Source organism: Streptomyces sp. NPDC026500, from assembly GCF_055567635.1.
The window spans coordinates 158,377-183,126 of sequence record NZ_JBVHQB010000017.1 but is presented as its reverse complement, the minus strand read 5'-3'; the positions used below and the strand labels follow the sequence as shown (position 1 = coordinate 183,126).

Annotated in this window: 27 protein-coding genes; 17 read left to right on the top strand and 10 right to left on the bottom strand. The window is 70.8% G+C overall.

Annotated features, from left to right (window positions below; translation table 11 throughout):
* Window positions 1–75: 75 nt before the first annotated feature.
* Together ACZ4N5_RS28745 and ACZ4N5_RS28740 are read left to right on the top strand one after the other, a co-directional pair.
* Window positions 76–573, top strand: a complete 498-nt coding sequence (locus ACZ4N5_RS28745) for a hypothetical protein (protein WP_467759942.1) — start codon at window positions 76–78, stop codon at window positions 571–573.
* Window positions 574–1,004: 431 nt separating this feature from the next.
* Entirely contained in the window at window positions 1,005–3,659 is a 2,655-nt protein-coding gene (locus ACZ4N5_RS28740; RefSeq protein ID WP_467759941.1) for an alpha-L-rhamnosidase-related protein, read from the top strand.
* A 329-nt stretch (window positions 3,660–3,988) separates the two neighbouring features.
* Here ACZ4N5_RS28740 and ACZ4N5_RS28735 read toward each other — a convergent pair whose 3' ends face one another.
* Window positions 3,989–4,408 (bottom strand): ATP-binding protein, encoded by a 420-nt coding sequence (locus ACZ4N5_RS28735; RefSeq protein ID WP_467759940.1) that lies wholly within the window; start codon window positions 4,406–4,408, stop codon window positions 3,989–3,991.
* Window positions 4,409–4,808: 400 nt separating this feature from the next.
* On the opposite strand from ACZ4N5_RS28735, the gene ACZ4N5_RS28730 reads away from it, so the two are divergent.
* Complete coding sequence (locus ACZ4N5_RS28730) at window positions 4,809–5,459, top strand: hypothetical protein (RefSeq protein ID WP_467759939.1); 651 nt, start codon at window positions 4,809–4,811, stop codon at window positions 5,457–5,459.
* Between the two features lie 352 nt (window positions 5,460–5,811).
* Here ACZ4N5_RS28730 and ACZ4N5_RS28725 read toward each other — a convergent pair whose 3' ends face one another.
* Window positions 5,812–6,303: an FBP domain-containing protein gene (locus tag ACZ4N5_RS28725; RefSeq protein ID WP_467759938.1), complete on the bottom strand. Its 492-nt coding sequence runs from the start codon at window positions 6,301–6,303 to the stop codon at window positions 5,812–5,814.
* A gap of 71 nt (window positions 6,304–6,374) precedes the next feature.
* Between ACZ4N5_RS28725 and ACZ4N5_RS28720 the strand changes: the two genes are divergently transcribed.
* Together ACZ4N5_RS28720 and ACZ4N5_RS28715 are read left to right on the top strand one after the other, a co-directional pair.
* A complete protein-coding gene (locus ACZ4N5_RS28720; protein WP_467759937.1) occupies window positions 6,375–6,944 on the top strand; it encodes a TetR/AcrR family transcriptional regulator in 570 nt (189 codons plus the stop codon).
* Between the two features lie 236 nt (window positions 6,945–7,180).
* The gene (locus ACZ4N5_RS28715) at window positions 7,181–8,239 is read left to right on the top strand and encodes a PucR family transcriptional regulator (protein WP_467759936.1); all 1,059 of its coding nucleotides are present in this window, start codon (window positions 7,181–7,183) and stop codon (window positions 8,237–8,239) included.
* Window position 8,240: 1 nt separating this feature from the next.
* Here ACZ4N5_RS28715 and ACZ4N5_RS28710 read toward each other — a convergent pair whose 3' ends face one another.
* The gene (locus tag ACZ4N5_RS28710; RefSeq protein WP_467759935.1) at window positions 8,241–8,981 is read right to left on the bottom strand and encodes a flavodoxin family protein; all 741 of its coding nucleotides are present in this window, start codon (window positions 8,979–8,981) and stop codon (window positions 8,241–8,243) included.
* Window positions 8,982–9,323: 342 nt separating this feature from the next.
* Here ACZ4N5_RS28710 and ACZ4N5_RS28705 point away from each other — a divergent pair, with 342 nt between their 5' ends.
* Both ACZ4N5_RS28705 and ACZ4N5_RS28700 read left to right on the top strand, forming a co-directional pair.
* The gene (locus tag ACZ4N5_RS28705) at window positions 9,324–10,184 is read left to right on the top strand and encodes an oxidoreductase (RefSeq protein WP_467759934.1); all 861 of its coding nucleotides are present in this window, start codon (window positions 9,324–9,326) and stop codon (window positions 10,182–10,184) included.
* A gap of 33 nt (window positions 10,185–10,217) precedes the next feature.
* Entirely contained in the window at window positions 10,218–10,838 is a 621-nt protein-coding gene (locus tag ACZ4N5_RS28700; protein ID WP_467759933.1) for a hypothetical protein, read from the top strand.
* 77 nt (window positions 10,839–10,915) lie between these two features.
* Here the strand turns inward: ACZ4N5_RS28700 and ACZ4N5_RS28695 are convergent, their stop codons facing one another.
* Complete coding sequence (locus tag ACZ4N5_RS28695) at window positions 10,916–11,200, bottom strand: hypothetical protein (protein WP_467759932.1); 285 nt, start codon at window positions 11,198–11,200, stop codon at window positions 10,916–10,918.
* 194 nt (window positions 11,201–11,394) lie between these two features.
* Between ACZ4N5_RS28695 and ACZ4N5_RS28690 the strand changes: the two genes are divergently transcribed.
* Window positions 11,395–13,044 carry a protein kinase domain-containing protein gene (locus ACZ4N5_RS28690; RefSeq protein WP_467759931.1) on the top strand — a complete coding sequence of 550 codons (1,650 nt, stop codon included), beginning with the start codon at window positions 11,395–11,397 and terminating at the stop codon, window positions 13,042–13,044.
* The gene (locus ACZ4N5_RS28685) at window positions 13,041–13,760 is read left to right on the top strand and encodes a hypothetical protein (protein WP_467759930.1); all 720 of its coding nucleotides are present in this window, start codon (window positions 13,041–13,043) and stop codon (window positions 13,758–13,760) included. The genes ACZ4N5_RS28690 and ACZ4N5_RS28685 overlap by 4 nt, the downstream gene beginning before the upstream one ends.
* Window positions 13,761–13,805: 45 nt before the next feature.
* Here ACZ4N5_RS28685 and ACZ4N5_RS28680 read toward each other — a convergent pair whose 3' ends face one another.
* Window positions 13,806–14,810, bottom strand: a complete 1,005-nt coding sequence (locus ACZ4N5_RS28680; protein ID WP_467759929.1) for a LacI family DNA-binding transcriptional regulator — start codon at window positions 14,808–14,810, stop codon at window positions 13,806–13,808.
* A gap of 147 nt (window positions 14,811–14,957) precedes the next feature.
* Between ACZ4N5_RS28680 and ACZ4N5_RS28675 the strand changes: the two genes are divergently transcribed.
* Both ACZ4N5_RS28675 and ACZ4N5_RS28670 read left to right on the top strand, forming a co-directional pair.
* Window positions 14,958–15,848, top strand: a complete 891-nt coding sequence (locus ACZ4N5_RS28675; RefSeq protein ID WP_467759928.1) for an amidohydrolase family protein — start codon at window positions 14,958–14,960, stop codon at window positions 15,846–15,848.
* 37 nt (window positions 15,849–15,885) lie between these two features.
* On the top strand, window positions 15,886–16,386 hold the full coding sequence (locus tag ACZ4N5_RS28670; RefSeq protein WP_467759927.1) for a cysteine dioxygenase: 501 nt from the start codon (window positions 15,886–15,888) through the stop codon (window positions 16,384–16,386).
* 81 nt (window positions 16,387–16,467) lie between these two features.
* Here ACZ4N5_RS28670 and ACZ4N5_RS28665 read toward each other — a convergent pair whose 3' ends face one another.
* From ACZ4N5_RS28665 to ACZ4N5_RS28650, 4 genes are all read right to left on the bottom strand, one after another.
* Window positions 16,468–16,902, bottom strand: a complete 435-nt coding sequence (locus ACZ4N5_RS28665; RefSeq protein WP_467759926.1) for an alpha-amylase — start codon at window positions 16,900–16,902, stop codon at window positions 16,468–16,470.
* A gap of 484 nt (window positions 16,903–17,386) precedes the next feature.
* Window positions 17,387–17,887 carry a hypothetical protein gene (locus ACZ4N5_RS28660; protein ID WP_467759925.1) on the bottom strand — a complete coding sequence of 167 codons (501 nt, stop codon included), beginning with the start codon at window positions 17,885–17,887 and terminating at the stop codon, window positions 17,387–17,389.
* A gap of 395 nt (window positions 17,888–18,282) precedes the next feature.
* Window positions 18,283–18,540: a hypothetical protein gene (locus ACZ4N5_RS28655; protein WP_467759924.1), complete on the bottom strand. Its 258-nt coding sequence runs from the start codon at window positions 18,538–18,540 to the stop codon at window positions 18,283–18,285.
* Window positions 18,527–18,841: a DUF6400 family protein gene (locus ACZ4N5_RS28650; RefSeq protein ID WP_467759923.1), complete on the bottom strand. Its 315-nt coding sequence runs from the start codon at window positions 18,839–18,841 to the stop codon at window positions 18,527–18,529. The genes ACZ4N5_RS28655 and ACZ4N5_RS28650 overlap by 14 nt, the downstream gene beginning before the upstream one ends.
* Before the next feature lie 236 nt (window positions 18,842–19,077).
* Here ACZ4N5_RS28650 and ACZ4N5_RS28645 point away from each other — a divergent pair, with 236 nt between their 5' ends.
* Entirely contained in the window at window positions 19,078–19,575 is a 498-nt protein-coding gene (locus ACZ4N5_RS28645) for a lamin tail domain-containing protein (protein WP_467759922.1), read from the top strand.
* Window positions 19,576–19,813: 238 nt separating this feature from the next.
* Here ACZ4N5_RS28645 and ACZ4N5_RS28640 read toward each other — a convergent pair whose 3' ends face one another.
* Entirely contained in the window at window positions 19,814–20,005 is a 192-nt protein-coding gene (locus ACZ4N5_RS28640; RefSeq protein WP_467759921.1) for a hypothetical protein, read from the bottom strand.
* Here ACZ4N5_RS28640 and ACZ4N5_RS28635 point away from each other — a divergent pair.
* The 5 genes from ACZ4N5_RS28635 (at window position 20,004) to ACZ4N5_RS28615 (ending at window position 24,719) form a co-directional block, all read left to right on the top strand.
* A complete protein-coding gene (locus tag ACZ4N5_RS28635; RefSeq protein WP_467759920.1) occupies window positions 20,004–21,590 on the top strand; it encodes a bifunctional phosphatase PAP2/diacylglycerol kinase family protein in 1,587 nt (528 codons plus the stop codon). The two genes, ACZ4N5_RS28640 and ACZ4N5_RS28635, sit on opposite strands and share 2 nt — an antisense overlap.
* On the top strand, window positions 21,591–22,544 hold the full coding sequence (locus ACZ4N5_RS28630) for a YihY/virulence factor BrkB family protein (protein WP_467759919.1): 954 nt from the start codon (window positions 21,591–21,593) through the stop codon (window positions 22,542–22,544).
* On the top strand, window positions 22,545–23,351 hold the full coding sequence (locus ACZ4N5_RS28625; RefSeq protein ID WP_467759918.1) for a phosphatase PAP2 family protein: 807 nt from the start codon (window positions 22,545–22,547) through the stop codon (window positions 23,349–23,351).
* A gap of 55 nt (window positions 23,352–23,406) precedes the next feature.
* Window positions 23,407–24,078, top strand: a complete 672-nt coding sequence (locus tag ACZ4N5_RS28620; protein ID WP_467759917.1) for a VOC family protein — start codon at window positions 23,407–23,409, stop codon at window positions 24,076–24,078.
* A 308-nt stretch (window positions 24,079–24,386) separates the two neighbouring features.
* A complete protein-coding gene (locus tag ACZ4N5_RS28615; RefSeq protein WP_467759916.1) occupies window positions 24,387–24,719 on the top strand; it encodes a putative quinol monooxygenase in 333 nt (110 codons plus the stop codon).
* Window positions 24,720–24,750 lie beyond the last annotated feature (31 nt).

Below are 24,750 nucleotides of genomic sequence, written 5' to 3'. Positions count from 1 at the left end.
AACAGTCGGAACGCCAGAAGATCAGGACCGTCGGAAGATGGTCGGTGCATCCGTGGGTCCGGTTGGAACACGAGGGTGCTGTGCAAGCCGAAGGGCTTCGGCCGTGACATCGGCGTCGACCTGCGCCGGTGTTCTGTCGCCGTATTCGAGGGTGTCGTACTCGTCATCGAGTTCAGCGAGCCGTTCGGCCAACGGCAGCTCGTGTCCGAAGCGCTGGTGGATCCGGAAGGCCAACTCTCGTGGGGTCAGCTCACCGGCCGGCATCCGGGCGGCAAGTGCTCGTGCGGCGGCTTCCTGTCCGGCAACGCTGCCCACGGAGTAGTAGGTGAGGCCCAGTTCGTCGAGTGCCGGGGGAAGGAGGTCGGGGACGTCGTATTACGCCTCCGCGCGTGTGCACGCGGCCAAGATCCGCAGGGCTGGACTGTCGAGGCCGGCAACGAGTGCGTCACAGGCAGCGGTGACGACGTCGGTTGCGCGGGCCTCGCCCATGCTCCAGAGAACGGCACGGTCCTGAAACTCGCGGGCTGCTGGTTCGGTCGACGGCATCTGTCCATGGTCTCGTCAGCGAGTTGAGCAGGTCGAGGGGGTTTCACTGCGATGCCTGCTCGGCAGCGTCTGCCAGAAGCGCGCCGAGTCCGCGTAGCGGACAGCGGTCCTTTCGTCGATGCCGAAGGCGAGGGTGAGGCGGAGCGGGTCGGCGCCCATGGGTGAGGGCCTCTTCGAGCCGACGGTCGACACGGAGCCGTTCGATTGTGGCGGTGAGGTTGCGGGTGGGCCCGGTGGTCCAGAGCGTGCCGGCCGGGCCGAGTTCGACACCGGTCTTCCGCCGGACGGACAGAACCCCAGCTCGGCGGCGAACGCGGGCCGGCCCCCCTCTCTGCCCGAAGACCATCAATCCGCGCAGCAGAGCCCGGCTCAATCCCTGTACGCGGACCAGGTCCTGAGATAACGTCACCTCGCCCACTACGATTGAATCGTTTCAATCAGTTGAGGAATGAGGCGTCATGCCGTCGAACAGCCCTTCTGAGAACGCCCCGCAGTCCGGTCTCCCCCGGCGAACGGTCATCGCCGCCGGGGCCGGCGCCCTGGCCCTGTCCGCCGCGGGCCTCCCTGCCGCGGGGGCCGCGTCCGCCGCCGAGAGATCGGCCGGTGCGGCGGCCCCAGCGGCCCCCTCGACCGCGCCCCGCTCCGGAACGGGCTGGCAGCGCTACGTGCAGGCCCCGGCATCGCGCGCGGTACAACCCGTGCGCGTCATCGCCTCCACCGGAGACGTCGGCAGCCCCGAGGGCCTGTTGCAGCCCGGCGGCCCCCGGACCGTCCTGCGGCGCCCCCGGCCCGCACCGGCCCCACGCTGGCCCGACGGCACCACGGCCGAGGCCTCGTCGGCGCACGCGGGCAACAACGGCAACGACGGACAGCCACGCACCTACGACGCCAAGAACGCCATCGACGGCGATCCCGGCACGTTCTGGAACGACGACACACTGGGCGTGTTTCCCGACACCCTCACCATCACCCTTCCGGCGCCGCGGGAACTGTCGGGCATCACGCTGATCTCCAACAGCGACGGCGTCCCCACAAGCTTCGTCGTCGACGTGTTGCAGAACGGCGCATGGCAGACGGCCGCCACCGTCGCGGACAACGATGTCATCCAGCGAGCCGTCCCGTTCGCGGCCAAGGTGTCCACCACCGGGGTCCGCATCACGGTGACGGGCGTCCAGGACACTCCGCGCGGAGCCTTCACCCGGGTCAACGAGGTGTGGCCGGAGCCCGTCGCGCCGGTGGTGGCCCCCAGTGTCACGGTGGACTTCGGCAAAGTCGTCGTCGGATACCCGCGCGTCCGCTTCACCTCCGCGTCGGACAACTCCCCCGGTGTGCGACTCGCGTTCTCCGAGACCCGGCAATTCCTGACCGACCGCTCCGACTTCACCCGCTCCGACCAGTCCGGCGGGGCGGGCCAGGGAACCGACCAGTTCGCCGTGCCGGCCGCGGGCGCGTACTGGACCGACCACAAGGGCTTCCAGGCGGGCGACAAGGTCTACGCGGACGGACTCCACGGCTTCCGCTATCTCAGGATCACGCTCGACGCACTGGCGGGGGACGCGCCCGCGGCTCAGCCGTGGGGAACGGTCGAGATCGACTCCGTCGGCCTCGACTTCAGCGCCTACCTGGGCACGCCGAGCACCTACCGGGGATGGTTCCTGTGCTCCGACGACGACCTCAATCGCTATTGGTACGGAGCCTCGTACACCAATGAGCTGGTCACGGACACCTTCCGTCAGGACGACGTCGACCCGCGCAACGCCTGGAGCCCTTCGCTCGAAGGCAAGTCGGTGCTGCACGACGGTGCCAAGCGCGACAGGGACCCCTACGTCGGTGACCTGGCGGTGTCCGCGCGTACCCTCTATCTGACGCATGACGACGCTGCCGCCGCCGCACGCAACGTCCTGGCCGACCTGGCCGACCACCAGCGTGCCGACGGCTGGATCCCTCCCGCCTCCATCTCCGGTTACGCACTGCCCCTGTTCGACTATCCGCTGTGGTGGGTGACGTGCAGTTGGGACTATGTGCTCTACACGGGAGACCGCTCCTACGCGAACCGCTACTACCCGAACCTGCTGAAGGTGCTCGACACCTGGTACCCGAGTGTCACCGACAGCGCCGGTCTCCTGAGCAAGGGCCTCAACGGCACGGGCGGATACGGCGATTACGCCTTCCTGGACCGCACCGGACGCATCACCTACTACAACGCCAACTATGTCCAGGCCCTCAACGACGCGGCAGTGCTGGCACGTTGGCTGGGGCGCGAGGAGGACGCCAAGCGCTGGACCCAGCGGGCCGCTTCGGTGAAGGACGCCATCAACACCCATCTGTGGGACGAGGCCGCCGGCGCCTACCTCGACTCCGCGACGGGACCGATCAGGCACGCGCAGGACGGCAACGCGATCGCCATCACCGCGGGCGTCGCCGACAGCGCACGCGCCGCCTCGGCCCTCGCCCATCTGGACGCGACCACACAACGGCCCTACGGCAACGCGTTCATGGACAACGACACCATCTTCGGCGATGCCTCACAGCGTGTGTACGCCTTCACCTCGTACCCCGAGATCGTGGCACGCTTCGAGGCCGGTCGGGCGGAGTCCGCCCTCGACCAGATCCGGCGCACCTACGGCTGGATGGACAGCCACGACCCCGGCATCACGAACTGGGAGGGTATCGGTCCCGGCGGGTCGTTGTACGAGGGTGCCTACACCAGCATGGCGCACGGCTGGTCCACCGGCGTTCTCCCTGCGTTGACGCATCAACTGCTGGGCGCCCTGCCGACATCCCCCGGATACGCCACCTGGGAAGTACGGCCGCATCCCGGCGGCGTGGCCTGGGCCCAGGGACAACTGCCCACACCTCAGGGCCCTTTGGAGGTCAAGTGGGAAAACAGTGCGAGGGTCTTCGCGTTGACCGTTCATGTGCCCGCGGGAACCCGCGGTGCGGTCGTGTTCCCGATGGACAGTCATGAGGTGACGGTTCGAGGGGGCGGGCGCGTGCTCTGGAACGGACACCAGGCATCGGCCGGCAGCAACGTTCGGGTCACCGACGGCCGGATCACGGTTTCCGGTCTGCGCACGGGCACCCACAGCTTCTCCGCCGTTCGACACGGCTGAGCCGCGCTTGTCCGAGGCGATCCGGCTCGGTCCCGCGGCGCCCCACCCGGTGCGTTGTCTCGGCATCCGCGAGGGGCGTCGCGGGAGAGGTGCTCAGGTCGCCTGGCCAGGCGCCGGGGAGGAACTTCGTCAACGTGCCGCTGTTGGTGACCGCACACCACTCGCAAACCGCTGCCCCTTGATGCACCGAGCGCGGGGCCGACAGCAAGTCGGCCCCGCGCTCGGTGAGGTTGGTGTCAGCCGAGTTCCGCTCCGCCGGCCATGAGAATCCCATCGGCACCGGCACATGGACATCACGCGCACGCTCCGCCCACGAAAGACAGGGAGCCTCAGGCGTCGTCACCGTGCTGCCGGGCACCGACCGGGCGGAAACACGCCGTGACCGTCTTCCCGTGCCGCTGACACTTCATGCCCCACTCGTCGGCGAGCATCCTCACGATGCCGACCCCACGGCCGGACACCGCGCCCGGTTCCGGATCACGCTGGAGCGGCAGTGTGGAGTCCTCGTCGTGGACACTCACATGCAGGCAGTCGCCGTCCCAGGTGAGAACGAGATACGCGTCGCTCCGGGCGTGGATGTGGGCGTTGGTGAGCAGCTCGGACACCGTCAGCACGACGGCGTCCACCGTCTCGGGTTCCTCGGCCGTCCACGCCAGGGACTCCAGGTGCCCACGGGTCCAGCGCCGCCCGGCGCTCACCCCTCCGGAGACCGGGAACGAGTGCGCCCAGCCCATCGCCTTGACCGCCATCGCCCGACCTCGCTCCCGATTGCGTCACCCGTGCCTCTCGTACTCGCCGGGTACCCGAAAGCCGCCCACCCAGTCGGCACCCCGCCGACCCGTCCGAGACATCGCGCCGCTCCAGGCCTGCTCCGTCGATGAGTTGAAACGGGCGTCGTGCGCTCGGTGCGGAGCGCGGACGACACCTGTGGGGGTCAATCCGGCACCACAACCCGCGTTCCCCTTTGGGGCGAACCAGCACGCGAACGGAACAACAGGCCAACAGTGTCCGTACTATCTGTAAGCCGGGGCATACGCATCAAGTGCGGCCGCCCAGCCATGCAGCCCGGTCAACAGGAACACGCCCCGCCCTCCGGCACCTTCCCGGTGTGTTCATGTGGCGACCGCGCATCGAAGAGAGGTCTCCATCGTGCCCGACACCAAGACTCCCACCGAACTGACATCGCAGTACACCGCTCAGGTGGTCGGCGACCTGGAGCGCAACGCCAAGGAGCAGGAGCGCATCGGCGCGGAAATCGACGCACTGCAGGAGCAGTTGAACGCTCTGCGGCACGACCACTCCGTCCTCACCAACCTGCACCAGGCGCTGGGTGCCACGGGCGCGCTCGTCGAGGCCGAGCCCGAGCCGAAGGCGGCATCCTCGGTGCCTCGCCAGAAGACTCCCGGCAAGTCGGCCGACGGCAAGCGCGCGCGGACCAGGAAGGCCGACGCCGTGAAGGACACGCCGGCGCGGACGTCGGCGGCCAAGAAGCCCGCGGCCGAGGCCACCTCGACGCAGCCCACCCTCATCGACCTCATCCGCCGCTACCTCACGGAACAGCGGGAACCGCGCTCCGCCGCGGAGGTGTCCACGGCGCTCGGCCAGACCCACCCCGACCGTCGCATCCAGACCAACGTCGTCCGGACCACGCTCGAAAACCTCGTGGCCAAGAGCCATGCCCACCGTGCCAAGCAGGGCAGTTCCGTGTTCTACACGGCCGTCGGCGCTCAAGAGCCGTCGGCGCCGGCGCCGAGCGCGGACCGGCCGACGGAGGCGGAGGCTGTGGCGGACAGCAACTGAACCCTGTCAACCTCGGTTCGTCGCACGGTAGTTGGACATCCGCTCCGATCCCGTGGACGGAAATGGTGGGGCGCTCGCGACGGCCATCTGTATGTCCGGCGCGGCTCCGCACCGAACACCTCGATGTGCCCTCGCCCGAAGGTGGTCTCCGCCACTTCGAGCACATGGTGAGGTCCGGTGCCACGGCCGCGGCGTTCGCGCTGCGGCCCGCCGCCGACACGGCGAGCCGGTCCGACGCCGGGATCCCGCACATCCCGGCGACCTGGCTCACCACCGCGACCGAGCGCCGCGCGACGGGCCCGACAGACCGACGCGTCCCCCGCTTCGGGCTGCCGGACGCCCGGAGAGTCGCTCAGGCCGTCACCTTGGCGATGAACGCCGCGAGGTTCGCCACGGTCCGCTGGATCTTCTCCTCCAGGGTCAGCGACTCGTGGAGCCGCCCTCCGACGCCGGCGTCCTTCTTTCCCCGTACGTACAGCGAGCAGGCCAGGTCGCTGCACAGATAGGCACCCACCGAGTTGCCCTGCTGTCCGGCCTTCCCCGCCCTGGGGGCGACCATCAGGGAGACACCGCCGGTGTGGGTCGTCACGCACATCGAGCACATGCTGCGCCGCAGTTGGCCCGAGGTGGCGCTGGGGCAGCGGAGCTGGAGGGCCTTCGGGCCGCCGTGCAGTTCGGCCACGATGTACGCGCGTTCGGGCGCCTGCGGGTCTCGCCAGCCGAGGTGGTCCAGGTCGTCCCATGGCCGGTCGGCCAGGTCACGCGGGACGGAGAGGCGCTTCGCCTCGCCCTTGGTGCAGTTCACGAACGCGGCACGGATCTCTTGCTCGGTCAACGGCTTCATGGACCCCACGGTAATTTGCCTAAAAGTATTAGGCAAATGCATAATCAGTTACATCGAGGGAGAGGAAGGGCATGGTTCGCGCGGGACTGAACGCCGAGCGCCTGACGCGGGCGGGAGCGGAGCTGGCCGACGAGGTCGGCTTCGACCAGGTGACCGTGTCGGCGCTGGCCAGGCGGTTCGACGTCAAGGTCGCGAGTCTGTACTCGCACCTGAAGAGCTCCCACGACCTCAAGACCCGGATCGCCCTGCTCGCTCTGGACGAACTCGCCGACCAAGGGGCCGCCGCGCTGGCCGGGCGAGCAGGCAAGGACGCCCTGACCGCCTTCGCGAACATCTACCGCGACTACGCCAGGGAACACCCCGGCCGCTACGCCGCCGCGCAGCTCAGGCTCGACCCGGAGACGGCGGCGGCAAGCGCCGGCGTCAAGCACGCGCAGATGATGCGGGCGATCCTGCGCGGCTACGACCTGACGGAACCGGACCAGACCCATGCGGTCCGGATGCTGGGCAGTGTGTTCCACGGCTATGTCAGCCTGGAGATGGGCGGAGGGTTCAGCCACAGCGCCCCCGACTCGCAGGAGAGCTGGTCGCGTGTCCTCGACGCCCTCGACGCCCTGCTGCGGAACTGGCCCGCCCCCTGAGACCGATGCCTCCACCGGCGGGATGCGGACAGCACCGGCATCTTTCCGGTCCTGTGCCGGTCACCGTCGACTCTGCCGGTGTCCGGCACAGGACCATCCGCCGTGCTCCCCTGCCGACATCGTGCATCGCGGTGCGTGACAGGCGCATTGCCGGTTCCCGGCAGTGTTGCCTAGTCTCTGCGTGCCGGTCACCGCTAAGAAGTCGTCACCGGGCCGTCAAGAAACCGGGGGACGATGTGATGGAACGGCAGATACCCGAGCAGTATCTGGAGGGCTATGCCCGGATACTGGCCGATGTCTCCGTCACCGGCAGGCGCCTCACCCGGGACGAGATCGAGTCCCGGCGAGCTCTCGGCGAACGGGCCGCCGACGCCGGTCACGGCCTGGCCGCCCTCGTCAGTGCCCACCTCTCCGCCGCCCGCGCCGCCTGGCCCGCCTCACCCGGTTCGGCCGACTGCACACTCGCCGCGATCCAACAGGTCATCGACGCGTTCGCCGAGGGTTACGGGCGGGCCCAGTTCCTCGCTGTGCGCAAGGAGGAGGCCGCGCGCCGCGAGTTCATCGACGACCTCCTCTACGGGCGCAGCGACCTGGGCCGTCTCGCCGAGCGCGCGGAACGCTTCGGGCTGCGGCTCTCCCACGCGCACGCCGTCGCCGTCGCACAGGGCCCGACGGCCTACGACGAGTCGGCGCCCGTGCCCCGCCGGGTGGAACAGTCCCTCATCGCCCGCTTCGGCGACCGCAACATCCTCTTCACCACGAAGAACGGCAGGATGCTGTGCGTCGCACCGGGCGAACAGGAGGACGTCCTCACCCACTTCGCCAAGCAGGCGCACGCGGCGACCGACGGCGGGCATGTGGCCATCGGCCGTCCGCAGCCCGGCCCCGGCGGAGTCGTGCAGTCCTACGAGGAGGCGCTGAACACCCTCGAACTCGCCGAGCGGCTCGGCCTGGACGCTCCCGTGCTGCACGCCGCCGACCTGCTTGTCTACCCCGTCCTCACCCGGGACCGCCAGGCGATGGCCGACCTGGTCCTCGCCGCGCTCGGCCCGCTCACCGGCGCCCGCGGCGGCGCCCAGCCACTCCTGGACACCCTCACCGCGTACTTCGACACCGGCTGCGTCGCCGCCGCGGCGGCCCGCCACCTCTCCTTGAGCGTGCGCGCCCTGACGTACCGCCTGGAACGCATCCACCAGCTCACCGGGGCCGACCCCGCGGACCCCGCGCAGCGCTACATGCTGCAGACAGCGGTCATCGGTGCCCGGCTGCTGGACTGGCCCGCGCGGAGCCTGTGAGTCAGCGGTAGTCGGGGTTCGGGGCGTCGGGACGACAGCCCGCATCCCACTCCGAACGCTGGTTGCCGTGGGCCGGGATGCCGCCGGACCGCTTCAGCAGGGCCGCCATATGCATCAGGTTCCAGGTCATGAAGGTGGTGTTGCGGTTGGTGAAGTCGTTCTCGGGGCCGCCCGAACCCGGGTCGAGATACGACGGACCGGGTCCCGCCGGGCCGATCCAGCCCGCGTCGGCCTGCGGCGGGATGGTGTAGCCGAGGTGCTGGAGGCTGTAGAGGAGGTTCATCGCGCAGTGCTTCACGCCGTCCTCGTTGCCGGTGATCAGACAGCCGCCGACCCGCCCGTAATAGGCGTACTGGCCGGCGGAGTTGAGAAGTCCGGAGCCGCTGTAGAGCCGTTCGACGACCTGTTTGGTGACCGAGCTGTTGTCACCGAGCCAGATCGGCCCGGCGAGGACGAGGATGTCCGCGGCCATCACCCGCTCCTGAATGGCCGGCCAGTCGTCCGTGGCGAAGCCGTGTTCGGTCATGTCCGGGTACACGCCCGGCGCGATGTCGTGGTCGACGGCGCGTACCTCCTCGACCGTGACTCCCTGCGCCTCCATGATCGCGCTGCTCTTGTCGACCAGCCCCTGGGTGTGGCTCTGCTGGGGTGCCGGTTTGAGGGTGCAGTTGATGAACAGCGCGCGCAGATCGTCGAAGCGGTACGCGTCGTCGGCTGCCGAGGTCGACGGTGACTCGGTCATGGGGGACTCCTTCGTGCGGGGCTGCGGCGATACGGCCGGGGTACGGGGTGACTCGGTGTCGGGTCCGACGGGTCACTCAGGAGCAGGGTCTCCCGTGCATCCCGGCTTGTCCCCGAACGACGCACGCGAGCGCGTCACGTATGGCGTGCACGGGTGCGCCGTGCGGGTGTACGACGTGTGTCGTGCGCCCTGTGGTGTACGCCCTTGCGGTGCGCGCCCTGTGCGGGGCTGGATTCCGGTCGCGCGACCGCCCGACCGGCACGGCTCGCGGGCCGCGCAGCCGTTCGAGCGAGGCCCTCGTCACCGATATCGCCCTTCCGCCGTAGGTCTAGGGTGGTGATCGTGACGACTGAACGATGGGCACTCGGCGGCGACTTGAGCGTCGCACGAATCGGATACGGCACGATGAAGCTGACCGGTTGGCCTCGGGGCGACCGGCCGGACCGGGACACCGCACTGGGGATTCTGCGCCGTGCCGTGGAACTCGGGGTGAACCACATCGACACCTCCTACTACTACGCACGGGACGGGGTGTCGGCCAACGAACTGATCCGGGAGGCCCTGTACCCCTACCCGGACGACCTGGTGATCGTGACCAAGGTGGGCGCGCTGGTCGAGGGCGCCGACATCGCTCTGCCGGCGGCCGAGAAGACGGGCCTCACGGCCGACAATCTGCGCCGTGGAATCGAGGCGAACCTCAGCTCGCTGGGCCTGGACCGGATGGACGTGGTGAACCTCCGGCTGGGTGATCTCGCCGAGACCGGGACACCGTCCTTGGCCGAACCCCTGGAAGCCCTGCTGGCGCTGCGCGACGAGGGCCTGATCCGGCATCTGGGCATCTCCAACGTCACGGCCGACGAGTTCGCCGAGGCCCGCAAGATCGCGCCGATCTCCTGTGTCCAGAACCTCTACAACCTGTCCCAGCGCGATGACGACCCCCTCGTCGACGCCTGCGCGGAAGCAGGCATCGCCTACGTCCCCTTCTTCCCGGTCGGCGGCTTCCAGCCGGTCACCGCCCAGCACCTGGAGTCCGTCGCCGCCCGCCACCGGGCGACCACGCCCCAGGTGGCCCTGGCCTGGCTGCTGGCCCGGTCACCCAACATCCTCCTCATCCCCGGCACCGGTTCCCTGGCCCATCTGGAGGAGAACCTCGCCGCCGGAGCGCTCGAACTGAGTGCCGAGGACGTCGCCGAACTGGGGTAGCGCATGCGTTTCGGAGGTGCGGGTTCGGAAGCGGTGGACGAGACTCAGTCTGCCGATGGGGCAGCCGGGGCCTCGTACGCGGACCGTCCGGACGAGTTGAGCGACGCGGAGCGCGAACGCTCGGGATCGCGGCGGTGGTTGGGGTGCGCGGGCGTCGTGATGGTCGTCCTCGCGCTGGTGGCGGGAGGGTTCGTGTGGCTGTTCCAGGACGAGTTGTTCCATCCGTTCGGGGACACACGAGCATGTGACGGCAGCGAAACCAGGCTGCCGAACGTGATCTCGGCCGGGGGCGTTCCGATCCCCGCCGACGCCTCGGACATCCACTACGTCACCCGGAAGGGCGTCGCCGAGGTCTCGTTCCTCAGCGATCTCATGCCCGACTACCTGCGACGCGCGGGGATCATCCCGAAGGGGGAGCCCCTGCTCGACGAGCGGTACGGCAGCCCGTACGGGCTCGCCGAGGGCGACAGCGAACGACCCGAGGGACTGTGCGGCCCGGCGCTCAGGGGACCTGCCTGGAGCTATCAGGCCACGGGCCCGGGCCCGGACAGGGGGCGCGGTCCCAGCGCCGAGATCCTGATCGAGCGCTTCTCCATCGACTCGGCCGGCTTCCGCACACCGGCCCGGGTCATCATTTCGTTCGCCACCCCCTGAACTCGCCGCCGAGGGGCTCTGGTCGGCCGGCGTGCGGGGGAGGTGGCGCACGGCGCGGTGTCGCCGGAGTCGTCGCTTCAGAGCGGGTCCGCCGCCGGCCCGGCGTCCGGCGCCTTGGCTCGGCCCCGGCCGGACGTGCGCGCCGCCGCGTCCATGCCCACCTCCCGGCGGTCCACGGTCCGGCCCAGGCGACGGGTGAACACCTCGCACAGCGGATCCGGGACCGGTTCACGGGCACGGGTTCCGCGGACCCTGCGCGCGATGGAGGTCCGGTGGTAGGTCATGGCCCTGCCCCAGGCGCGCCCCAGCGCGTTGACCCGCCGGGCCGGCGCCTCGTACGTCGGATCCGCTTCGTCGATCAACGTCAACGTGCGCCGCCACGACAGCCCGGGACCGGCGACGACCGACCGTGTGACGAGGATGACGGCGGTCCGGCGATCCGGCCTCTGGCCACCTGCAACCGAAGTGGCCAAAATCGTGTCTCACTGCACACGGCTGGGAGCGCGTGGGGACCGGAATGCCTCACGTGCCCCATGTCTCGGGGGAGAGTTGGGGCATGAGTACATGGGCGGTACCGGGCTACACCGAGTCCCGCGAGCTCGGTTCGGGGGCGAGCGGACGCGTCGCGCTGGCCGTTCACGAGGAGACCGGCCATCCGGTCGCGGTCAAATACCTCAGTGAGTCGCTGCGTACCCGTCCGGGCTTCGTGCTGGAGTTCCGGGCGGAGGCCCGGCTGCTCGGCGGGCTGCGGAGTGATCACGTGGCCGGCCTCTACGAGTACGTGGAGGGGCCGGAGGGCGCGGCGATCGTGATGGAGCTGGTGGACGGCGTGTCCCTGCGGGCCCTGCTCGCCCGGGAGGCTCCCCTCGATCCGGAAGCCGCTCTCGTCCTCCTCAAGGGCTCACTGCTCGGCCTCGCCGACGCCCACCGCATCGGCGTGGTCCACCGCGACTACAAACCGGAGAACGTCCTCGTCCGCCCCGACGGCACGTCGAAGCTCGTCGACTTCGGGATCGCCGCCACCGACGGCACCACCGCGGGCATCGCGGGCACCCCGTCGTACATGGCTCCCGAGCAGTGGACCGGCGCCCCCGCCTCGCCGGCCGCCGACGTGTACGCCGCGACCGCGACGTTCTTCGAGTGCCTGACCGGCCGCAAGCCCTACACGGGCGAGAACCTGGCCGAACTCGCCCTCCAGCACGTGGACGGAGCGATCCCCGCCGACGAGGTCCCCGAGCCGGTGCGCTCCCTCGTCCAGCGCGGCCTCGCCAAGTCGCCCGAGCAACGGCCCGCCCATGCCGAGGACTTCGTCGCGGAACTCGAGGCCACGGCCGGCGGCGCGTACGGTCCGGACTGGGAGGAGCGCGGCCGCGGACGGCTCGCGGCACTCGCGGCGCTGTCCCTTCTGCTCCTTCCCTCCGCCCCCTCCGTTCCGCGCCGCGCCACGGACACGGCGCGCACGATCCTCGGCGGGACGCCCGACTGGCTCCGAGCCTGGCAGCCGAGCCTCCGCGCACTGCTCGTGTCGGGGGCCGCGCTCGTCGCGGCCCTCCTCCTGACGTACGGCATCGACCGGCACGCTCCGGACTTCGGCACACCGCGAAGGGCGGCACAGGCACTCGCCACCACCAGCGCGCAGCCGACCGGCAACGGCGGCCCCACGACGACGGCGGACCCCGGCTCCCCGACGCCGTCCTCCTCGTCGTCCACCTCGGCTCCGCCCACGCCTTCCGGCTCGGTCGCGGACGCCACCACGCCACCGCCCGCCTCGGCGTCCGCGACCACTACCGCGACCGCGACCGCCACGGTCGCGCCCCCGACGGCACCGGCCACGACGACAGCCGAGCCCACGACGACATCCCCGTCGCCCACCATCGGCGTCAACGTCAAGTCCGTCACGTTCAGCGGCTTCCGGCAGACGGGCACGGCGACCGCGGCGGCCACGGCCACCGTCACCGCCGACGGAACCGGACCGGTCACCATCACGGTCGCGTGGTTCACCGGTGAGGTCAGCGGCCAGGCCGGGGCCCAGGACGGGGCGGCGGACACGTACCAGCGCAGCGGTTCGACCCAGTACACCATCGCCCTCGACCACACGTTCCAGGGAGCGGGCTGCTACTGGGGTGTCCAGGCCAGGACCCAGCCGGCCTCCGCCGACGGCGGCGCCTTTCAACAGCTACTGACCCGGCGGTGCACCCTCCGATGAACGAACACCCCAACGCTCCGGGCGCCCACTCCCCCGACGACGACTACAGCGCGACCGCGCTGGCCAGCCACTGGATCCAGCGGCCGGACTCACCCGACACGCTTCCCCTGTCCGGGGATACGGCGACGGTGGCGCTGTCGGGTGCCACGGCAGCGACGGTGGCGCTGACGGAACCCACGGCAGCGACGGTGGCGCTGACGGAACCCACGACCGGGGAGACGCGTCCCGACCGGATCGAGGGCACCCTGCTGCGCTTCGGCCCCGGCGTGAACGCCGACACCATGCGCCGGGTCACCGAGGCTCCTGTGGCGGTCCCGGTACGCCGCCGGACCTGGCGCAGACATGCGCTGCCCACCGTGGTGCTGCTGGCCGTCGTCGCCTTTCTTCTCTGGCACCGCGCAGCGCCGTCCCTCGACGTCGACCACGTCACGGTCTCCGCCGCGTCGCCCTCCCCCGGATGCGACGAAACCGCCGACATCACGGGCACGGTCACCACCAACGGCAGGCCCGGCACACTCACATACCGCTGGGTCCGCAGCGACGGCACGTTCTCGGACGTCCTGCACGAGGACATGACGCGCGGTCAGAAACAGGCCCGGCTGCACTTGTTGTGGACGTTCCAGGGCGACGGCCGCTACGAGGCGAGCGCCGAGCTGCACCTGCTCTCACCCGTGCGCCGTACTGTCTCGACGGGGCTCACCTACCACTGCCCATGACAGGCTGACCGGCCGGGCGGCCGGCCCGCGGCACCTCCGTGGCCTTCAGACGGCCACGGCGGATCCGCGCGCGCACATCACCGGAGCGCACAGGATCCGCTTTCTGCGCGCCCGCTTCCCCTCGATCGCGGAAGCGGTCAAGCGGGCGGCTTCCGCGGCGATCTGCGTCAGTCCCCAGCCCACCGTGGTCAACGGCGGTGTGAGGACCCGGGAGACCGGGTGGTCGTCGAAGCCGACCACCGAGACGTCACGCCCCACGACGAGTGACGCCTCCGCCGCCGCCGCGTACACCCCGTACGCCAGGGAGTCGGAGAAACAGAAGACGGCCGTGGCAGGCCGGTCCCCGTCCAGGACCCGCCGTGCGACAACGGTCGCCGCACCCAACTCCTGCGGGCAGGGCACGAGTTCGGCGCGCAGCCCTATCCGGTCGGCCGCCTCGCGCACATACACGTCGGCGGGCCGGTCGGGCGTGCTCGGCCGGGTCGGGGTCAGCACGGTCACCCGGCTGTGGCCGAGACCGTGGAGGTACTCCAGTACGGCGTCGATCCCGGCCCGGTTGTCGAAGATGACCTGCCCGGCCGTGCGCGCCCGGCTCAGTGAGTCGCCCACGGCGACGACCGGCAGTGCGTCGGCGATCGCCCCCCACGCCTCCGCCGCCGGGTTCACCGGGGACACCACGAGCGCGTCGACGCGCTGATCGCGCAGCTGCTTGGCGAGGACGAGCTCCCGGTCGGGATCGCCGCCCGCGTCCAGGATCAGCGCATAGCGGTCGCCGGCCAGGAGTTCCCGGCCGATGGCCGCCATGAGCTGCTGTTGCCACAGATCCTGGAGGTCGCCGGCGAGCACGCCGACCATGCTGGTCCGGCCGCTGGCGAGGGCTCGGGCGATGGGGTCGGCCTCGTAGCCGAGTTCGGCCGCGGCCTTGCGTACGCGTTCCTCGGTCTCCTTGGAGACGTGCTTGCCGCGCAGGGCGTAGGAGACGGCGGCGGTGGAGAGGCCGGTGGCCTCGGCCACCTCCCTGAGGGTGGTGCGCTTCTGAGGCCTGACCATGCCGGAAAGCCTACCGGGCCGCGTCCGCAGCGTGGGCATGCGCTTGACACGCTTCGTTGTTAAGCGCTTAAGTGAAGCGCATCACTGAAGCGCTTAACCCATGCCACTCCCGCGCAGTCACCGCACGGACTCCTCAAGGACTTCAGGGTGCACATCGACGTCCACCAGCACATCTGGCCGCCCGACTTCGTCGGTCTGCTGCGTGCGCGCACCACGCCGCCGCACCTCGACGGCTGGACGCTGCGTCTTGAGGGCGAGCCGCCCTACGAGGTGGACCCGGCCGACCACGACATCGACGCCCGTACCCGTCTGGCCGCCGCCGACGGCCTCGGCCTCGCCCTGGTCTCCCTCTCCAGTCCACTGGGCATCGAGTACCTGCCGGCGGCCGAAGCCCTGCCGCTGCTGAGCGCCTTCCACGAGGGGGCACTCACCCTCCCCGCACCCTTCGGTGCCTGGGCCTCCCCCTGTCTGAGCGAGCCGGACCCCGGGGCGGTGGAGCGCGAGCTGCGCCGGGGCTGTGTGGGTCTTCAACTCCCGGCCACGGCACTCCTGGACGCGACAGGCCGGCGGGACTGCGCCCCGTACCTGGACCTGCTCACCCACCTCGACAAACCCTTGTTCGTCCATCCGGGCAAGGCCCCGCCCACCCCCCAGGCCCCGCCCTGGTGGTCTGCCCTGGTCCCCTACCAACAGCAGTTGCACGGTGCGTGGTTCGCGTTCCGGGCCTTCGGCCGCGCCCGCCATCCGGGACTGCGTGTCTGTTTCGCCGCACTCGCCGGCCTGGCCCCCTTGCACGGCGAACGGCTCGCGGCCCGCGGCGGCGGCCGAGGCGAGGTCGACTTCGACGTCTTCTACGACACCTCCTCGTACGGCACGCGGGCCGTGGACGCTCTCGTCCGGGCCGTCGGCATCGATGTCGTCGTCGGCGGAAGCGACCGGCCGTACGCGCCGCCCATCATCCCCGACCTGGGGGCGGACGCCGCCGTCCACGCCCTGCGCACCGTCAACCCCGCCCGTCTGCTGTACGGCCGCACCTGAGCCGCCCGGCGGACCACTCCTGGAAGGGCACCTCGCCGTGACGTACTCCTCCCTGCCGGACCGCACGCTCGACAAGCACGAACTCCAGCGGCTCGTCGACGATCTCGCCGCCCGGCCCGAGCTCTGGCGCGACCGGATCGCCTTCTCCCACGAGGAGCGGCACTACGCCTCCCTGCACCGCGACGAGTACGTCGACGTCTGGCTGCTGTGCTGGACCCGGCGGAACGACACCGGCTGGCACGACCACGACGTCTCCTCAGGTGCCGTCCGGGTGGTCCAGGGCGCCCTGATCGAGTCCAACCCCCGCATCGGCGGCCGTCACCTGTCCGTCGGCGTCGGCGCGGGTGACTCGTTCTGCTTCGGCCCCGACCACATCCACCGCCTCACCGGCGCCACCGACGACGCGGTCTCCCTGCACGCCTACTCGCCGCCGCTGTGGCGCCTGGGGCAGTACGACATCGCCGAGGACGGTCTGATGCGCCGCGTCTCCGTCTCGTACGCCGACGAACTCCGGCCCCTGGACAGCCCTGCCGCGTGACGGCGCTCGGCCCGCCCGCACGGACCGGAGACCCGGGCGAGGGGGAGACCGTCGCCCGGGTCGGCACGAGGTGCGACGACCTCACACGCCCGCCGGCGTGCAGGTGCTCAGGCCCGTGACGTAGTTGAGCTGGGGGCCGTAGCCCGCGAAGGTGGCGATGGCCTGGGGAAGCAGGGTGCGGCAAGGGGCGCCCTGGCCGTCGGTGTACTCGACGGTGACGTTCACGGTGGTGTCGCAGTCGTTGACGACGGTCGTGTAGCGCCAGTCGCTGTAGTAGTGGACGCAGTCCAAAACGGCTGCCGCATGGACGACGTCGTCGGCGAGGGGACCCCGGCCGGCGTCGCGCGCGGTGGCGGGTGCGCCGGTCGCACCCAACAGGCCCAGAACGGCGGCGGACAGACCCAGGACCGTCCTGAGCCGGTGCGAGGGTACGAAGCGGCTGACGGGGAGCATGGTGGCGTCCTTCATGTCGGCGAAGCAGCGGCCTTGGAGCCGCTGCGCGGTGCCACCCTGCAACGCCTGCAAGAATTGCGCAAAACTCTGCAACGCCTTTCAGTCGATGATGAACTCTCAACCGAGTCGGTGCCGTTCACGCAAATGCCCCGATCCTGGCCTTGCGCCCGCCTCCGGGGCGACATGCGCGTACGCCGCGTCGCCGACGGACATATGGGCGCCGGCGCTCATGCGCGGGCCGGGTGAGGACCGAGGGGAACCCTGGGCAGGCCGGGCGCACCGTTCGGGTCGTCCGGTCGTCGGATCGGTCGGACCGGCGCGCAGCGCACTCCCGCCGAGGGGTGGAAGGGGACCCGGGCTTCGCCTTCGCCCGGGTCGGGTCGGCCACCGGTCGACGACGATCGGCAGCGGGGCGAGCGGCCACGATGGGACCACGGCCGACCGCCGTGGACCGTGGTCGGTCGACCACTAAGGCCGTGGTCAGCGGGCTGGGGCCATGGTCAGCCGACTGCGGGTGGGGCCCGTGGTCAGCCGGCTGCGGACATGGTCAGCCGCGAGATCTGCCCTGATCCCGTCGGCCCTGTCGGGGCTGGGGGCGGCCACGGCCGCCGGCGCGGCGCCGTGACGGGGCCGGCGGTGCGTCCGCGCTGTTGAAACCGGGCCCGCTCGGGGCACTGAATCCGCCGGGGACCGCGGGGGCGACCGCAGGGGCACCGGCGGTCGCCGCCGGAGCGGACGGCGCGGTGGGTGCGGACGGCGTGCGGGTGCGGGGCACGGCACGGCCCACGACGCGGGTGTGCGTCATCAACGGGGCGCAGGCGGCGCAGACTTCCATCAGGGTCCACACCTGGGCAATGGCCGGATCATGGCGCAGCACCAGCAGCACACTGCCCATGCAGTGCACCTGGCTGTCCTCGTGGGAGGCGCATTGCGTCTGCCTGCAGGCGCAGGCGGCGTCCGCATGCACGGTGGCCGCGCGGGCATGCGCCCCGACGTGGGCCTCGGCGAAGCGGCGCAGCGAGGCGAGGTCACGGGACCGCGGCGGCATGGCACAGGGAGAGGAGCACGTGACCGACGCGGTGCGGTCGCTGTGGCCGGAGATGCGGACGGTCCAAGTACGTCCCGGACGTCGCGCGGCAGCAGATTCGGAGTGTGGGAGGTCCAAGACCGGCAGTCCTTCGGCAGTGGGATGTTCGCGCTGGTGCGCATAGTTTCTTTACCCGCGCGGGCCGGTCCGTCATCCACCGGTGGGCCGCGAGCGTCGTCGAATCTACGAGCGATGGCGTGCACGGGCCCGGACTGCTGTCGTGCGGGGTTGCGATCTTCCCACAGCGGCGCATCGGACAAGTTCGACCCGCCTGGGGCCCTTGAGGATATCCCCGCCGTGACATGCGGTTCCTTGGGGGTGGGCAAAGAATTGGCCTCGCGTCGCCTGCCCGCCGGTCAGCGTTCGGGGCGGCGGCCCGCGAGGCGGTTCCACAGGGAGCGGGTGGCGCCGAATCCGGTCTCGTGGACCCAGACATGGGTGCACGAAGGGCACTGCAGGTGGAGCAGGCTTCCCGTGGTGGAGAGCAGGTAGCGCCAGTGGTCGGAGCACGACCGCCGCTGCTCGCACGACGCGCACCCGCGACTGTCGGCGCAGTTCGGGCACGCCACCCAGGCGCGGCGCCCGATGTCCGCCTGCGGGTCAAGCGGCAGCACTGTCGCCTCCACGCCGGGGGAGCACGCCGGACGCGACCAGGCCGTCGTAGACGCGCTGCTGCTCCTCGTCGAGACCGGAGTACAGGAGGGCGTACGCGGCTTCCTCTCCGCGCATTACCTCCATCGGGTCCCAGTCGGGTCCGAGGGCGGCCAGGACCTGGGCCTGCCGCAGAACCTCCTGAGAGGTGAGGTCGATGGCGAAATCGACCAGCGCGGGTGCGCCCGGTCGACCGGCACCCGGGGAGCGCGGTGTGTCGGCGTCGCCGGGGCCTTCCGGGAGCGGGGGATTCTGTGGGGCCATGGGACAGAACTTAGGTATGCCTTCCTTGTCGGGACAAGAGGAGGTGGGAGAAGTCACAGCAGGTCGGCGGTCACGGCGGCGGGCTCCCCCGACGAATCGGCAGGTCCGTCCGCCGGGCGGCACGGGACACCCGCAGCGCGAGGGCGTTTACGCGTCCCACACATTTCCGCCATCCGCCGATCACATCGTCGGTATGCTCCTGGAGCTTCATCCGCACCACCGAGGGGGGAATCCTCATGCGTATTCGCCACGTCCTGGCTGTCACCGCCGCCGCTGCCGGCACGCTCGCCGCCATCGCCGCGGCCCCGGCCCAGGCCACGGAGTACTCGTCCGCGCTGAAGATCAAGGGCGTCCAGTACGACGCGCCCGGCCGGGACTCCAACAGCTGCTCCAGCGGCAACACGAGAGACGAGTACCTGACGATCAAGAACTACTCGTCCAGCACGACCGTGAATCTGAAGGGCTACGTCGTCAAGGACGCCGCAGGCCACAAGTTCACGTTCCCCGCGAACCACTACCTCCAGCCCGGGGACTACATCAAGCTCCGGGGCGGGTACGGCACCGACTCGGACACGAACAACGTCGTCTACCGCCAGAACTGCAACTTCATCTGGAACAACGACAAGGACACCATCTACCTGTACAAGTCGTCCGGCGCGCGCGCCGACGTCCACTCGTACACCAAGTCGGCCAACGACCGTGACGGCAACGGCTACATCTCGTATCACGGCTGAGCCGATCCGCGGAGCCCGTTGACCGGTCTTCGGACCGGTCAACGGGCTCCGCCTGCGCGTGCGATCCGGTCGGGCTCTCCGCACCAGGGGCGGCGAGCCGCTCACCCGGATCGGCGCCCGGCTGCGGGACACCCGCTCGAACCGGGGCCTTCGCCCAATTCCACGGCGTGCCAGGCCTGTCCGAGGCGTTCCGGGGCAAACGGCGATGGACCCGGGAGGAAGCGCGGCCCGGGCGGAATCAGGCCGCACCGCGCTGCCCCTGGGAGTCCCCGATGCCGACCGCCGTACCGGACAGAACAGCCGGAACGTCCGGCAGCCGCACCGAAGCCACGGGCTCCGCCCGCTCGTTCGCACTGCCCCGGGGCACCGGCGGGACCACCGCACGCATCGGTGCGCTGACCGCGTGCCAGGCGGCGTTGATGGTGGGCATGGGGCTCCTGATCACCGGTCCCGCCCGCGGACTGTGGCCGCTGACGGCCGAGGACACCGTGAACGAGCGCCTCGAACGGGCCCGCACCGGCACCCTCACCACGCTGTCGTCCGTCGCCTCGGAGGCCGGCAACACCCTCACGGTCATCGCCGTCACGCTTCTGACCTGCCTCGGCCTGCTCCTGCTGCCCCGTCTGCCGATGTGGCGCCAGGCGATCTTCCTCGCCGTCGCCGTCTCGCTCCAGTCGCTGGTCTTCCTGGCCATCACCGAGTCGGTGGACCGGAACCGGCCGGACGTGGACCGCCTCGACGCCTCGCCTCCCACCTCCAGTTACACCTCCGGACACACCGGGGCTGCGACCGCGCTCTACGCGGGTCTGGCGGTGGTCGCGCTGTCCCGGATCCGCGGGCCGTGGCGCAGGGTCGTGGCCGGACTGCTGCTGCTCCTGCCGCTGATCGTGGGCGCCGCCCGGCTCTACCGGGGCATGCATCACCCCACTGACGTCCTGGGCGGCCTCGCCAACGGCGGGCTGTCCCTGCTGATCGTGGGCCGTGCCCTGCTCGTCGACCGGTCCGTGACCGCCGCGCCGTCCGCGGGCGGCGTCCCCGCCGCACGGACCGCCGATGAGCGCCGATCCGGCACGACAGCCGTGATCCTCAATCCCACGGTGACCGACGAGTCCGAGCGCCACGAGCTGCGGCGAACCCTGGAACGGCACGGCCACCGCGAACTCATGTTCCTGGAGACCACCGCGGACGATCCCGGGGCCGGGCAGACGGCCCGCGCGGTCCGCGAGGGCGCGACCCTGGTCGTGGTCTGCGGTGGCGACGGGACCGTCCGCACGGTCGCCGACGCGCTGGCCGGGAGCGATGTTCCCCTGGCCATCGTCCCGTGCGGCACCGGCAACCTGCTGGCTCGCAATCTCGGTCTGCCGCTCTCCCCCACCGCCGCGCTCGACGCCGCGCTGGGCGGCGGTCCGCACCGGCTCGACCTCGGCAGAATCGAGGGCGACGGCCTGACCGCCAACCGGTTCGCCGCGATGGCCGGGGCGGGCCTCGACGCCGCGATGATGGAGCACACCGATCCGCGCGCCAAGGCCCACCTGGGCTGGCCGGCCTACACCCTGGCCGCGATCGGAACGCTGCGCACCCCCCGCATGCGGGTGACGATCCGGCTGGACGGATCCCCCGCCATCCGCCGGACGGCCCGCATGGTGCTCGTCGGCAATGTCGGAACCGTGCAGGGCGGGATGACCCTGCTGCCCGCGGCACGTCCCGACGACGGGCTGCTCGACCTTCTGGTCCTCGACCCGCGCGGCCCGGGCGGCTGGCTGCGCGCCGTGCGGACGCTGCTGCGCGGCCGCGCCGAGTCGCCCCGGCCGTCCGCCGTGCACACCATCCCCGCCGATGGCGCCGCCCAACGCCGGGTGCCCGTCGAGTTCTTCACCTTCCGACGCGCCGAACTCACCTTCGACACCCCTCAGTCCCGGGAACTCGACGGGGATCCGGTGGGCCTCGGCCGCCGCCTCACCGCCGAGGTCGAGCCCGGTGCGCTGACCGTCCTGCTGCCCGCCCGGGAGAAGTGAATGGGTACCGCGACCAAGGTCCCCGAGACCCGCGCCATGACCGGAGACGAGCTCTCCGCCGACGAGGCACTGGCGTCCCTGCGCCGCTACGGCGGCTGGCCCCTGCTGCGCGACGCGTTCATCCGTTTCCGCTACGCCGACGGGTTCAGCCACTCCCGGGCGCTCGCCCTGCAGACGGTACTGGCCCTGATCCCGCTCGCCATCGCGTTCGTGGGTCTCTCCTCGGCCCTGCACACCGAGGACATCGGCAGAGTCGCCGAGCTGACGATCCGCCGGATCGCCGCGGGCCCGAGCGCCGACGTCGTCGACGACGCGCTGCGCCGCAGCCGGCACACGGCGGGCGACGGGGCACAGGTCGCGCTGTGGTTCGGTCTGGCCTTCTCCCTGGTCAACGTGACCACCGCAATGTGCCAGATAGAGCGCGGTGCCAACCGGATCTACGGCAACGAGCGCGACCGCGTATTCCACCGGAAGTATCTGCGCGGCCTGGTCATGTCCCTGAGCGCGGGAATCCCGCTCGGCCTCGGATTCGTCCTGATGGTGGCCGGCGGCGACCTGGCGTCCGCGGTCGTGACCGTCTACCACCTCGACGGAGGCGCCAAGACCGCCTGGGACATGCTGCGCTGGCCGTTCGGGCTGCTCCTCGCCCTCCTCTCGGCCAGCGCGATCTTCCGCCGCTCGCCCCGCCGCCGGCAACCCGGATACACCTGGCTGGCCTTCGGCGCCGCCGTGTATCTGGTGCTGTGGACGGCGCTGACCTGGCTGTTGAGCCTCTACCTCGGGGTCAGCGGCTCGTTCGACACGGTCTACGGCCCCCTCAGCGCCTTCATGTCGCTGCTGCTCTGGGCCTACCTGACATCGATCGCCCTCTTCCTCGGGCTGTCCTTCGCCGCGCAGTTGGAGGCCTCACGCGCCCGGCGCCCCGGTCCGATCCACCCCGATCCGGGAGTCTGAATGACGGCGCGCGTCACGGTCCGGAACCTGCGAGAGCGTCGCCGCCGGGCGGCCGACCGCAGATTCGGCGCCCGGCTCCTCGGCTCGGCCACCGTCGCGGCGATCGCCGCGGTGCCCTTCGGTCTGCTCCTCGTCCTCGTGGAAGGACAATGGCAGCCTCTGCGCCGGCTGGACGCGGGCGCTGCCCGGCGGCTGCACGGCATCGCCCTGGAGCATCCCGCCTGGACGAGTACGCTGCGCTTCCTCTCCGATCGGGTCTGGGACCCGCTCACCTTGCGCACGGCTGTTGCGCTGCTGACCGTCTGGCTGCTGTACCGCCGGGCATGGCGTCTGGCCGCCTGGTCCGCGGTGACCGCCGTCGCCGGCGGAGTCATCGGGCTCCTGGTGAAGACGGTCGTCGAGCGGGCACGTCCGTCGCTGGAGGATCCGGTGGCACGGGCCCCCGGTTTCTCCTTCCCGTCGGGCCACGCGATGACCGCCACCACCTCGTTCGCCATCCTCTTGCTGGTCCTGCTGCCCGTGGTGCCGCCCTCCCGGCGAGCGCTGTGCTGGTGCGCCGCTGTGCTCTCCGTCCTCGGGGTCGGCTTCACCCGCGTCGCCTTGGGTGTGCACTGGTTCAGTGATGTGGTGGGCGGCTGGCTGCTCGGTCTGGCCGTCGTCGCCCTCACCGCGTGGGCCTTCGAGGCATGGCGTGCCGACGCGGGGAGGCGCCCTGCCGCCGTCGGCGAGGGCCTGGAGCCCGAACTCACCGACGAACGCCCCGAACCCGGGGCATCCGGCGGGAAGGGGGAACGGCCCGTCGTCTGACGGTTCGTTCGGACAGCTTCTCGTGGCACGGAAGGCAGCCTGGAAACATGGGCACATGGACAAGATCAGCAACCGCGAGATTCTTGAATCGATCGCGCACGGGCTGAACGACTGGCGCAAGCTCGCTCAGCCCCTCGCCGCCCGCTACCGGGCCCCTGATACCGGCTGGGGGGCCGCTTTCGTGGGCGCTGTCGCGCAGGCGTCGGTCTCCGCCGGACATGGCGTCCCGGACATCAGGTCGGCGCCCGGTCTGGTTGATGTGAGCCTTTTCAGCGTCGATGAGAGCGGTGCCCGCTGGGTCACCTCGAAGGACCTGGAGCTGGCTCGCGTCATCTCGGCTCTCGCCCGCGAACACGGGCTGACCGCTGCCCCTGAAGAGGTGACCCAGCTGGAGATCGCCCTCGACACCGCTGACGACACGGCGGCAGGCCCCTTCTGGGCGGCCCTGCTCACGGGAGACGCCGACAACACGGTGTACGACACGGTCTTCGACCCGACGAACCGTGTCCCCAGCGTGTGGTTCCAGCGGACGGATGCCCACGAGACCCCGCGCCAGCGCTGGCACATGGATCTCTGGCTGGCCCCCGAGACGGCGGGGACGCGCATTCGGGCCGCCGTCGCCGCCGGGGGCACGGTGGTCGACGACTCCCACTCCCCGTCGTACACCGTGCTCGCCGACCCGGGGGGAAACAGAGTCTGCGTCTGCACGGCGGTCGGACGCGACTAGGGCCTGTCTGACCATGCGCGTCGGATCAGGCCGCGGCGTCCGGTGCCGTGCATCGCAAGGCGGAGTCTCGCCCTCGTAATGGGCGTACTCGGGCGTGCCCGACAACGCGGCGAGGTGCGGCCAGGCGCCGCGGGCCCGGCGGGAATGGTCAGACCCGGCCGTAGGGAAATTCAGCACCGGACGGAGGCTCTCGCGGGCCCCGTGCTCAGGGCCTCCTCGTGGAGGTTCCCCCGGTCGGCCTGCGGGCCCATGGTGTTCAACTGCCGCAGACAGCACAGAATGACTCAACACATACCCGAGGAGCCTTCATGATCTTCATTACCGTCAAGTTCCGCGTCCGCCCCGAAGACGCGGAGAAGTGGCCTCAGATCACAGCCGACTTCACCGCCGCGACCCGCGCCGAGCCCGGCTGTCTCTGGTTCGACTGGTCCCGGAGCCTCGATGATCCGACGGAGTACGTCCTGGTCGAGGCCTTCCGGGACGACGAGGCCGGAGCGTCCCACGTCCAGTCCGCGCATTTCAAGGCCGCTCAGCAGACCCTGCCCCCTCACCTGGTCGCGACGCCGCGCATCGTGAACATGAAGATCCCTCAGGACGACTGGTCACTCCTGGGCGAGATGGTCGTCGAGGAGCAGTCGTAGAGGTTGTCGGACGCCGGAACGGACGGCTACG